This window comes from Blastococcus saxobsidens (genome assembly GCF_002938435.1).
In the GTDB taxonomy this organism is placed as follows: Bacteria; Actinomycetota; Actinomycetes; order Mycobacteriales; family Geodermatophilaceae; genus Blastococcus; species Blastococcus saxobsidens.
The window spans coordinates 88,572-100,196 of the sequence record NZ_POQT01000005.1 but is presented as its reverse complement, the minus strand read 5'-3'; the positions used below and the strand labels follow the sequence as shown (position 1 = coordinate 100,196).

The following is an 11,625-nucleotide window of genomic DNA, read 5'->3' as shown; positions in this document are numbered from 1 at the left end:
CGCCCATCTGCACCGAGCCGCAGATGGGCGCCACCTACGACGACCTGCTCGCCGTGGCGCGCCGCACGGAGGAGACGGGCCTCGACGCCTTCTTCCGTTCCGACCACCACCTGACCATGGGCGGGGACGGGCTGCCCGGTCCCACCGACGCCTGGATGACGCTGGCCGGGCCGGCCCGCGAGACCAGCCGGATCCGCCTGGGGACCCTGATGACGGCCGGCACGTTCCGGCTGCCCGGCCCGCTGGCGATCAGCGTCGCGCAGGTCGACCAGATGAACGGCGGCCGAGATCGCCCGCCGGGCCGCGGCGATCGGGCGGGAGGTCGACGAGCTCCGGCGGCACGGGGTGGCGCCTCAGCTCGCCTGACGGCGCCCGCACGCGCGGGCCGCCCGTCCCGCGGCGGTCAGCTGCCGGCGCGGTCCACGACGCAGCCGTGGGGGGCCGACAGCCAGGTGCGGAAGTCCCCGACCGGCATCGGGCGGGCGATGGCGAAGCCCTGTGCGACGTCGCAACCGAGGTCGGTGAGCGCCGTCGCGGTGTCCCCGTCCTCGACCCCTTCGGCGACCACGGAGATGCCGAGGTCGTGGGCGAGCGCCACCGTGTGGCGGATGATCGCGCCGGCCCGCCGGTCGGTGCCGAGGTCGTGGGTGAGGCTGCGGTCGAGCTTCAGCTCGTCGGCGGGCAGGTGCCGCAGGTAGGCCAGCGAGCTGTAGCCGGTCCCGTAGTCGTCGATGGACGTGCGGACGCCCAGCCGGCGCAGCTCGCCGAGCACCCGGCGGCCGCGCTCGGGGTCGTTCATGAGGGTGTCCTCGACCAGCTCGAGGGTGAGCGCGCGAGCGGGCAGGCCGTGGCGGACGAGCGCCTGCGCGACCTTCCCCGGGAGGTCGAGGTCGGTGACGTCGGCGGCCGACAGGTTCACCGACACGGGCACCTCCCGCTCGGGCCACCAGCCGGCCGCGGCGGTCAGGGCCAGGTCGAGGACGGCGTCGGCCAGCGGCCGCAGCAGACCGGCCTGCTCGGCGGCCGGCAGCAGTTCGGCGGGGGACAGCAGACCGCGGACCGGGTGCCGCCAGCGGACCAGGGCCTCGGCACCGACGACGGCTCCGTCCCGCAGGTCGACCTGGGGCTGCAGGTGCACCTCGATCTGGTCGTCCCGCTCGAGTGCGGTGCGCAGGTCCTCCATCGTCCGCAGCCGGTCCCCGGTGCCACCGCGCGGATCGGGCACGTAGACCTGGACGCCCGAGCGGCTGGACTTCGCCGCGTACATGGCGATGTCCGCGCAGCGCAGGAGCTCCTCCACCGTGGCCGCGGGCACGGGGGCACTGGCGACGCCGATGCTGACGCCGACGTGCAGCCGGATGCCCTCCACCGTGACCGGTCGCAGGATCAGCTCGCGGAGCCGCCCGGCGAGCGCCTCGGCCTCGTCGAGGGAGGCGTCCGGCAGCAGGACGGCGAACTCGTCGCCGCCGAGCCGGGCCAGCAGGTCGCCACCGCGCAGGGCCGGCAGCAAGCGGGGCCCGATCTGCCGCAGCAGGTGGTCGCCGGCGTGGTGGCCGAGGCTGTCGTTGACCTCCTTGAAGCCGTCGAGGTCCAGCAGCAGCAGCGCCGCCGGCCGGCCGGCCGAGGCGGTTGAGAGGGCGGAGGTTGCCTGCTCGAACAGCGACCGGCGGTTGGGCAGGCCGGTCAGCTCGTCGGTGCGGGCCTGTTCGCGGACCTCGTTGAACGCGCGGACCTCCCGGAAGGTGATCGCCACGCGGGCGAGGGCGGCCAGCACGCACCCGACGGCCAGCCAGGCGGCGGCCGGGTTGAAACGGGTGCCGGCGTCGAACCCGAGCACGACGAGGCTGGCCACGTTGCAGGCCAGCGGGACGGCGAGCACCCGCCAGCCGACCCGGGCGGTCGGGGCGGCCGTCTCCCGCCCGAGCCGCTCGCCGGTGTGGGCGGCGACGGCCATCAGGGTGACGGCGGTCAGCCAGGTGAGGTCGAGGGGCCCACCCTCGAGGTAGATGCCCTGCGTGGCCAGGTCGAGGAAGACGATGTCGCCGGCCAGGTTCGCCAGGATGGCACCAGCCAGCAGGAGCAGGGTGCGGTCCCGACGGACGCCCAGGATGGCACCGACGGCCACCAGCAGCGCCAGCAGGACGACGTCGACGATCGGGTAGGCCAGGCTGGTGACGACCGCCGCCAGGTCACCCTCGGTCAGCTCGAGCGCCGGGCCCAGCATGACGGCGACCGACACCGCGCCGGCCCCGAGGGCTCCGACGACCCCGTCCAGCCACATGCTCGCGTGGAATCGGGACACCCGGGTGCGGATCAGGGCCACCAGGGCGACGTAGAGGGGCAGGTAGTACCCGAGGTAGAAGAGGTCGGCGACCGACGGGAAGGGCTCCTCCTCCATCGGCGCGATCGCCAGCGAGTAGACGAGGTTCCCGACGATGCCCAGCACGATCGCGGTGGCGAGGGCCGCCCAGGCCAGGCGGTCCGGCCCGGGGCGTCGCGCGGCCAGGAGGCACACGACCGCCGCGCCGGCGTAGACGGCGTTGTAGAGACCGAGGTCGTAGAACGCCGCCCAGAGCTCGCCGGCGGGCCGCGGCCCGACACCGGTCGCGAACAGGGCGAGGGAGACGACGGTGGCGGTCAGCGCGAGTCGCGACGCGGTCAGCCGTTCCGATACCCCGGAGATCAGTAGCACACGATCTACCTCGGCACGGGGCCGGACGTGCAGGATGCGCGTGCCGGCCCGCCCACCCCTACGGGTGACCCGCGAGTGCTGCGCCGTGCGCGACGACGGCCCGGAGCCCGTGTCCGCGACGACGACGGTCAGGGTGCGGTCGAGGGGGAGTTCGCCGGCCGGCACGTGGCGGGCCGCCGCGGGGCCGGGACGGCCGGTGTGCGGGAGGGTGCGGCCGGGCGGTCGGCCAGCCAGCCGAGGAAGTCCACGACGGGCATCGGCCGGGCGATGGCCCAGCCCTGTGCGATGTCGCAGCCGAGGGCCGCGAGCGCGGCAGCGGTCTCCTCGTCCTCCACCCCCTCGGCCACCAGGCTCAGGCCGAGGTCGTGTGCGAGCCCCACGGTGTGCCGCACGATCGCCGTCGCCCTGTCATCGCGGCCCACGTCGTGGGTGAGGCTCCGGTCGAGCTTCAGCTCGTCGGCGGGCAGGTGCCGCAGGTAGGCCAGCGAGCTGTAGCCCGTCCCGTAGTCGTCGATCGAGGTCCGGATGCCCAGTCGCCGCAGTTCGCCCAGCACGGTGCGGCCGCGGTCCGGGTCGGCCATGAGGGTGTCCTCGACCAGCTCCAGGGTGAGCGCCTCCGGGGGGAGGCCGTGCTCCTGGAGGTGACGGATGACGGTGGCCGGCAGCTCCAGGTCCGTGACGCTGGCCGCGGAGAGGTTCACCGAGACCGGCACCGCCCGCTCCGGCCACCACTGGGCGGCGGCCTCGAGCGCGAGCCCGAGCACGACGCCGGTCAGGGGTCGCATCAGACCGGCCTGCTCGGCCGCCGGCAGGACGACGGCGGGGGAGAGCAGCCCGCGCTCCGGGTGCTGCCAGCGCACGAGCGCCTCCACGCCGACGACCGCGCGACCGTGGAGCGCCACTTGCGGCTGCAGGTGCACCAGCAGCTGGCCCTCGTCGAGCGCCGTCCGGAGGTCCTCCATGGTCCGGAGCCTGTCGCCGCCCCCGGCCCGGGCGTCGGGCACGTAGGACCGCACCCCGTCCCGGGAGTTCTTCGCCTCGTACATCGCGACGTCGGCGCACCGCAGCAGCTCGGTCACGGTCGCGGCCGGGACCGGACCGGTGGCGATGCCGACGCTGACCCCGACGTGCAGGCGGACGCCGTGGACGACGAACGGTTCCAGGACGAGGGCGCGCACGCGGTCGGCCCGGGCGATCGCGTCGTCCAGACCGGTGCCGGGCAGCAGGACGGCGAATTCGTCGCCGCCCAGGCGCGCGAGCAGGTCGTCGCCGCCGAGCTCGGGCCACAGCCGTGGTCCGATCATCCGCAGCAGGTCGTCACCGGCGGCATGCCCCAGGCTGTCGTTGACCTCCTTGAACCCGTCGAGGTCGAGCAGCAGCAGGGCCACGGGCCGGCCCGCGTCCGCGGCCTCGAGGGCCGCCCGGGTCCGCTCGAGCAGCGCCCGCCGGTTCGGCAGGTCGGTCAGCTCGTCGGTGCGTGCCTGCTCCCGGATGTCGTGCAGCCCACGCAGCTCCTGCACGGACATGGCCGTCCGCGCCAGCGTGGCGAGCAGGCAGGTGACGGCGGCCCAGCCGGCGACGCCCAGGCCGGCCGAACCCCACGTGGACACCAGCACGACGACGCTCATCACGCTCGCACCCAGGGGTAGGAACGCCACCCGCCAGCTCAGGCGCGCCACCGGGTCGGCGTCGGCGGGCACGATGCCCGGGGTCCGGCCGGCGACGTGGGCGGCCAGCGCGGTGAACGCCGCTCCGGCCAGCCAGGCGAGCTTCATCTGGCTGTCGACGGCCACCTCTCCGTCCACGACGCGGGACAGGAGGAGGGCGTCCGCACCGAGGGTGCAGAGCAGTCCGGCGATGATCAGGACCAGCGGCCAGTCCCGGCGGAAGCCCATCACGGCGCACACGGCGGAGACGGCGGCCAGGAGCAGGGTGTCGGCGACCGGGTAGAGCTGCACCACCGCGAGCCGGCCGTCGGCGGGACCCGACACCAGCGCGGGCAGCAGCGTGACGGCGAAGATGACCGCCCCGCACGCGCCGGTCAGCGCGTCGAACCACATGCTCATGTGCGGTGTGCCGACCCGGGACCGCACCACGCCGACCAGCGCCACCCCCAGCGCCGGGTAGACGGGTGCCCAGAGCGCGACGAGCAGCCAGGACGGCAGGTACGCGGCGGCAGGTGCGAGCGCGACCGCGTAGAGGGTGGTGCTCAGCGCCACGGCGGCGAGCGCGACCGCCAGCGCGTTCCACACCAGCCGGTCGTCCGTGCGGTGCACCGCGGTCCGCCGGCAGAGGGCCGCGCCGATCAGGTAGACGGCGTCGTAGGCCACGAGGTCGTAGATCATCGCGACGGCGTTGCCGGACGGACGCCAGACCTCGCCCAGCGCGTAGGCGGCCAGCGCGCCCAGGCAGGCGAGCAGCAGCCCGCCGGTCACGGGCACGCGGCCACCGCCGGCGGTCGCCTCGGATCGGTCCACGGTGCGGTGATCGGCGCGGAGAGGTCTCCTGTCGAGGTGAACGGGTCCGGCCTCGCCCCATGGGAGGAGACCCCCTTCCACTGCAGGGCCTGGGCGGTTCCGCCACGGCCGGTCGCGGCCGTGCGGGCAGGCGGTAGGCTGCCGATCGTGACCGGGCGGCTGCTGCTTCGCCGGCCGTGCTGAGGCGAGAACGTCCAGACAGCACGGCCGACCCCTCCTGCGTGAGGGGTTTTTTGATGTCCGCCGCCGGTACCGCGCCGCCAGTTGGAACCCGGGAGCACCAGCGATGAGCCAGACCGCCGACCAGCCGAACGTCGAGCAGGTGCCCGGTGACGTGCCGCCCCACCGGTACACCCCGGCACTGGCGCAGCAGATCGAGCTGAGCTGGCAGGACCGGTGGGAGGCCGAGGGCACCTTCCACACGCCCAACCCCACGGGCCGGCTGAGCGAAGGCTTCGACCGGGTCGCCGACCGGCCGAAGTTCTTCGCGATGGACATGTTCCCGTACCCCTCGGGCGCCGGTCTGCACGTCGGCCACCCGCTGGGCTACCTGGGCACCGACGTCACCAGCCGGTTCCGCCGCATGGACGGCGACAACGTGCTGCACCCCATGGGCTACGACGCCTTCGGCCTGCCCGCGGAGCAGTACGCCGTCCAGACCGGGCAGCACCCCCGGATCACCACCGAGGCCAACATCGCCGCCATCAGCGCGCAGCTGCGCCGGCTGGGTGTCGACCACGACCAGCGGCGCACCTTCGCCACGGTCGACCCGGGCTACTACAAGTGGACCCAGTGGATCTTCCTGCAGATCTTCGGCTCCTGGTTCGACGAGGACGCGAACAAGGCCCGGCCGATCGAGGAGCTGATCGCCGAGCTGGACGCCGGCACGCGCGAGCCCGCCGCCGGGACCAATCCCTCGGGCCGTCCGTGGGCGGAGTTGGACGAGCGCGAGAGGAGGACCGTCGTCGACGCGCACCGGCTGGCCTACCTGAACGAGGCGCCGGTCAACTGGTGTCCCGGCCTGGGCACGGTGCTCTCCAACGAGGAGGTCACCCCCGACGGGCGCTCCGAGCGCGGCAACTTCCCCGTGTTCCGGCGTCCGCTCAAGCAGTGGATGATGCGGATCACCGCCTACGCCGACCGGCTGCTGGGCGATCTGGACCGGCTGGACTGGTCGGACTCGCTGAAGCTGATGCAGCGCAACTGGATCGGCCGCTCCACGGGTGCGCGCATCCGGTTCGGGGTGAATGGGGACGAAACCACGGGATCAGGCAGCGGGGAGACCATCGAGGTCTTCACCACCCGTCCGGACACGCTGTTCGGGGCCACGTACGTGGTGCTGGCCCCGGAGCACCCGCTGGTCGGCGAGCTGACCGCCGACGCGTGGCCCGACGGCGCCGACCCCCGCTGGACCGGCGGGGCCGCGAGCCCCGCGGAGGCGGTGCGCGAGTACCAGCGCCAGGCCTCCCGTCGCTCGGAGCTGGACCGGCAGGACGCCGGCCGGGAGAAGACCGGCGTCTGGCTGGGGGTCAGTGCGGTCAACCCGGTGAACGGCCGGGAGCTGCCGGTGTTCATCGCCGACTACGTCCTGACCGGCTACGGCACCGGCGCGATCATGGCCGTGCCCGGCGAGGACCAGCGGGACTGGGAGTTCGCGGAGACGTTCGGCCTGGAGATCGTCCCGACCGTCGAGCGGCCCGAGGGATTCGACCCCGACAGCGGCGCCTGGACCGGCCCGGGCCGGATGATCAACTCCGCCAACGACGAGATCTCGCTGGACGGCCTGGACAAGGCCGCGGCCATCGCGCGGGTCACCGACTGGCTGGTCGCCCGGGGCGCCGGGGAGTCCACCACCACCTACAAGCTGCGCGACTGGCTCTTCAGCCGGCAGCGCTACTGGGGCGAGCCGTTCCCGATCGTCTACGACGAGGACGACCTGCCGGTCGCCGTGCCGCAGTCGATGCTGCCGGTCCTGCTGCCCGAGGTCGACGACTACTCACCGAAGACCTTCTCCGACGACGACGCCGACTCCGCGCCGGAGCCGCCGCTGTCGCGGGCCTCGGAGTGGACGACCGTCGAGCTGGACCTGGGCGACGGCGTGAGGAAGTACCGCCGGGAGACCAACACGATGCCCAACTGGGCCGGGTCGTGCTGGTACTACCTGCGCTACCTCGACCCCGGCGACGACACGCAGATGGTCGACCCGGAGCTGGAGCGCTACTGGATGGGGCCGCGCGGCGAGGGCGACACCGGGGGCGTGGACCTGTACGTCGGCGGCGTCGAGCACGCGGTGCTGCACCTGCTGTACGCGCGCTTCTGGCACAAGGTGCTGCACGACCTGGGCCACGTCTCCAGCGAGGAGCCGTTCCGCCGCCTGGTCAACCAGGGCTACATCTCCGCCTACGCCTACACGGACGAGCGCGGGTTCTACGTGCAGGCCTCCGAGGTCGTGGAGAAGGACGGGACGTTCTTCCACGAGGGCAAGCCGGTCAACCGCGAGTACGGGAAGATCGGCAAGAGCCTGAAGAACATGGTCACGCCGGACGAGATGATCGGCGCCTACGGGGCCGACACCTTCCGGGTGTACGAGATGTCCACCGGCCCGCTGGAGCAGTCGCGGCCGTGGGAGACCAAGGCCGTCGTGGGGTCGCAGCGGCTGCTGCAGCGCATCTGGCGGGTGGTGGTCGACGAGCAGACCGGTGCCGTTCGCGCCGCCGACGACGTCGAGCCGGCCGAGGCGACGCTGCGCGCGCTGCACAGGGCGATCGACGGTGTCCGGGACGGCTACGGGACGCTGCGCTTCAACATCGCGATCGCGCGGATCACCGAGCTGACCAACCACCTGACCCAGACCTACGGCGCCGAAACACCGGTGCCGCGGTCGGTGGCCGAGCCGCTGGTGCTGATGGTCGGGCCGTTGGCCCCGCACCTGGCCGAGGAGCTGTGGTCGCGGCTGGGCCACGACGGGTCGTCGGCGTGGGCGCCCTTCCCGGTGGCCGAGCAGCGGTGGCTGGTCGAGGACACCGTGCAGGTCGCCGTCCAGGTCAACGGCAAGGTCCGGTCGCAGGTCTCGGTGCCCGCGGACGCCGACGCCGCCGCGCTGGAGGCGGCTGCGCGGGCCGACGAGAAGATCGCCGGCCACCTCGAGGGCGCCACGATCCGACGCGTCGTCGCCGTCCCCGGCCGCCTGGTCAACTTCGTCCTCGGGTGACGCCCCGCCGGCCCGCCGTCCGCGGGCGGGGCGGGTCAGGCGGGGTGGACGCGGATGATCTCGTGACGCTCTTCTCCGCTGCGGCCGAGCCGGTGCCACAGCCGTGAGGTGACGTAGCCGAGGCGGAACGTCAGCCCGTAGTCGCGGCGCAGGGCCGCCAGCGCCCGCGGCCGGTCGGCGGGTGCGACGAACTCGGCCTCGCCGTCGACCGCCGGCCCCTGGACCCGGCCGCGGACGTCGCAGGGCGCGACCGTCACCCGGGTCGTGTGCCGGAGCCGCTTCACCTTGCCGGAATCGGCGCGGGTCCACACCACCAGCGTGTCGCCGTCGGCCGCGGCCCACACCGGGGTGGCCACCGGCACGCCGGTGCGCCGGAAGGTGGTCAGGCTGACGTACTCGCTCCGGGGGAGCGGCGTCATGCCGGCGCGGGCGCCACGGTCAGGGCTCGGCGCATCGCCGCCTCGACCGCATCGATCGCCTCCGCGACCGGGACGTCGCGGCCCAGCTCGGCCGACAGCGAGGTCACCCCGGCGTCCGGGATGCCGCACGGGATCATGTTCGCGAACGCGGTCAGGTCGGGGTCGCAGTTGAGGGCGAATCCGTGCATCGTCACCCCGCGGGCCACCCGGATCCCGATGGCGGCGACCTTGCGCTCGGGCCGGTGGCCGGTGCCGGGCGGGTCCTCGGGCAGCCAGACGCCGCTGCGGCCCTCGACGCGTCCCGCCGCCACCCCCAGACCGGCGCACACCTCGATCAGCGCGCCCTCGAGCCGCCGGACGTAGGCGACGACGTCGACCGGGTCGGGCAGCGCGACGATCGGGTAGCCCACCAGCTGGCCGGGACCGTGCCAGGTGATCTTTCCGCCGCGGTCGACGTCGATGACGGGCGTCCCGTCGAACGGGCGCTCGTGCGGCTCGGTGCGCCGGCCGGCCGTGTAGACCGGGGGGTGCTCCAGCAGCAGCAGCGTGTCGGGCGCCTCCCCGGCGACCCGCCGGGCGTGCAGCTCGCGCTGCCGCGCCCACGCCTCCTCGTAGTCGACCAGACCGAGCCGGAGCACCTCGAGCGTCACGGCCCCAGCGTAGGCCCGGGTGAGAACGCCCGGCGGTCGGACATCGCTGTCGCGGTCCGCACGGGTCTCCCCGCTCGTGCGGTGCCCCTACCCCGTCGGCACGGGGGGCGCACCGGGATCAGGCCAGCCGACGGGGCGCCACCCGGGTCTCGACGGCGGTCCCGTCCGGGCCGCGCGCGACCCGGTAGGCCGCGGCCGACGGGCGGTCGGCGACGACCTCGACCAGGTCGGTGCCCCGGTACACCAGGCCGGCGCCGTCGTCGGTGGCGTGCCCGGCCGGCAGCGTGCCGTCGGCGACCAGCCGGTGGTACAGCGGCCGGCGCTGCGGCTCGGAGTCGTAGTGGACCCCGTTGGACGTGGGGATCAGCCCCAGGCCGTCGGTGACCGGCCGCAGGTCGGGGCCGTAGGAGTCGGTGGTCCCGCCGCGGTGCCAGCAGAGGGATCCGGCCGAGACCCCGGCGAGCACGACACCGGCCTCCCAGGCCTCGCGGAACACGTCGTCCAGGCCGTGCACCCGCCAGACGGCGAGCAGGTTGGCGACGCTGCCACCGCCCACCCACACCACGTCCTGCGCCAGCAGGTGCGCGCGCACGTCGGGCACCGTCGGCATCGGGAAGAGGCTCAGGTGGCTGACCCGGACCGAGCTGCCGGCGAACGCCCCGTAGATCCCCGCGACGCGGGCGGGGTCGTCGCCGGTCGCCGTCCCCAGGTAGCACAGCCGCGGCCGCTCGGGCGCGCCGGCGAGGGAGAAGGCGAGGTCGAAGACCGGCCCCGGTGCCCAGTCGTACGGTCCACGCCCGCGGGTGGCGAGACCCATGCTGGTGGCCAGGATCGTGGGTGCGCTCGCGGGCATCAGCCGCTCCTCGGGGCGTCGGGGCGCAGCGCGCGGAGGACCGCGCGCGCCGCCCGGGCGCCGCTGGCCATGGCGCCCTGGATGGACGGGGTGTCCCGGTGGTCGCCGCACACGTAGACGCCGTCGCCGAGGTCGACCGGTCGCCGCAGCCGCAACGGCGGCAGTGCGGCCGGCTGCGCCCCCGGGACGGTGACCGTGGTCAGGTGCTCGAGGTCGGAGGGGGAGACCCCGTGCACCGCGGCGACCTCGGCGCGGACCTCGGCCTCCCGCGTCGGCTCGAGGGTGGAGCTGGCGACGAGCGCCCGGCCGTCCGGGCTGTACCGCGGCTGGGCGTCGGACACGACCGCCGAGTTGACCAGCCGGCCGCCGGGCTGCCCGAGCACGATGAGCGCGCTCGGCCACGGGGACCGCGGCAGCACGTGCAGGTGGGTGGTGACCTGCCGCGGGGCGGCCGCCTCCACGGCCGGGAGCAGGCCGGCCGCCGTCCCCGGATCGGTGGCGACGACGACGGCGGCGGCCGACCACGTGCCGTCGTCGGTGCCGACCGTGCCGGGGGACACCGACCGGACCGGGGTGCCCAGGTGGACGCGGCCGGGTTGGAGGCGCCCGGCCAGCTGCTCGCCGATGGCCTGCATACCGGCCGCCGGCAGGCCGGTGGCACCCCGGACGAAGCTGCGCCACAGCAGGTCCACGTAGCGGCTGGAGGTGGCGAGCCGGTCCTCCAGCAGGACGCCGGCGAGGAAGGGGCGGAGGAACCGTTCGATGGCGGCGTCGCCCACGCCGGCCCGGCGCAGTGCCTCCTCCGCCGTGGCCTCCGGCCTGCTCAGCAGGGCGGCGACGGGGCCGTAGCCGGCGCGCAGCGAGAACGCCACGAGGGCCGCCTTCTCGCGGAGGTTGCCCAGCGGTGCTGCGGCCGTGCCGAGCACGGCGTCCGGGCGCCGTCGCGGGTCGACCACCCGGTGCGGACGGCCGTCGACCCGGATGACCGCGCCCCGCTGGAACCAGCCGAGCTCCAGCGCGGGCAGATCCAGATCGGCCGCCCGCGGGTAGCCGGTGTTGAACACCTGGAAGCCGCGGTCCACGACGAAACCGTCGATCCGCTCGGAGGCCACCCGCCCACCCACGTGCCCGGACGCCTCCAGCACGTGGACGTCGAGTCCGGCACCGGCCAGCCGGTGCGCCGCCGACAGGCCCGCCAGTCCCGCCCCGACCACGACGACCTCGGCCTGCAGCGGCATGGACACCGCCCGACCGTAACCGGGGCGGGCGCCACCGGGCCGCCCGGGAGGTCGCCGCGGCCTGTGGACAACGGGGACGGCACCT

Annotated in this window: 7 protein-coding genes and 1 pseudogene; 2 read left to right on the top strand and 6 right to left on the bottom strand. The window is 74.6% G+C overall.

The window, feature by feature from the left end:
* Nucleotides 1-23: 23 nt before the first annotated feature.
* Nucleotides 24-275 (top strand): annotated as a pseudogene (locus C5507_RS04680) (LLM class flavin-dependent oxidoreductase); the annotation flags it as partial.
* Between the two features lie 128 nt (nt 276-403).
* On the opposite strand, the gene C5507_RS04675 reads toward C5507_RS04680, so the two are convergent.
* A complete protein-coding gene (locus C5507_RS04675) occupies nt 404-2,692 on the bottom strand; it encodes a putative bifunctional diguanylate cyclase/phosphodiesterase (protein ID WP_249027808.1) in 2,289 nt (762 codons plus the stop codon).
* Between the two features lie 128 nt (nt 2,693-2,820).
* Complete coding sequence (locus C5507_RS04670; RefSeq protein WP_104527370.1) at nt 2,821-5,169, bottom strand: putative bifunctional diguanylate cyclase/phosphodiesterase; 2,349 nt, start codon at nt 5,167-5,169, stop codon at nt 2,821-2,823.
* Between the two features lie 286 nt (nt 5,170-5,455).
* Here C5507_RS04670 and leuS point away from each other — a divergent pair, with 286 nt between their 5' ends.
* Nucleotides 5,456-8,380 carry a leucine--tRNA ligase gene (gene leuS / locus C5507_RS04665; protein ID WP_104527369.1) on the top strand — a complete coding sequence of 975 codons (2,925 nt, stop codon included), beginning with the start codon at nt 5,456-5,458 and terminating at the stop codon, nt 8,378-8,380.
* A 35-nt stretch (nt 8,381-8,415) separates the two neighbouring features.
* Here leuS and C5507_RS04660 read toward each other — a convergent pair whose 3' ends face one another.
* The 4 genes from C5507_RS04660 to C5507_RS04645 all read right to left on the bottom strand — a co-directional run bounded on the left by C5507_RS04660 (nt 8,416) and on the right by C5507_RS04645 (nt 11,540).
* Nucleotides 8,416-8,799 carry a PPOX class F420-dependent oxidoreductase gene (locus tag C5507_RS04660; protein ID WP_104527368.1) on the bottom strand — a complete coding sequence of 128 codons (384 nt, stop codon included), beginning with the start codon at nt 8,797-8,799 and terminating at the stop codon, nt 8,416-8,418.
* Nucleotides 8,796-9,449, bottom strand: coding sequence for a lipoyl(octanoyl) transferase LipB (lipB, locus tag C5507_RS04655; protein WP_104527367.1), 654 nt, complete (start codon nt 9,447-9,449; stop codon nt 8,796-8,798). The genes C5507_RS04660 and lipB overlap by 4 nt, the downstream gene beginning before the upstream one ends.
* Nucleotides 9,450-9,567: 118 nt before the next feature.
* Complete coding sequence (locus C5507_RS04650; protein WP_104527366.1) at nt 9,568-10,302, bottom strand: Type 1 glutamine amidotransferase-like domain-containing protein; 735 nt, start codon at nt 10,300-10,302, stop codon at nt 9,568-9,570.
* Nucleotides 10,302-11,540 (bottom strand): NAD(P)/FAD-dependent oxidoreductase, encoded by a 1,239-nt coding sequence (locus C5507_RS04645; protein WP_104527441.1) that lies wholly within the window; start codon nt 11,538-11,540, stop codon nt 10,302-10,304. Before C5507_RS04645 ends, C5507_RS04650 begins: the two co-directional genes overlap by 1 nt.
* Between the last annotated feature and the right edge of the window lie 85 nt (nt 11,541-11,625).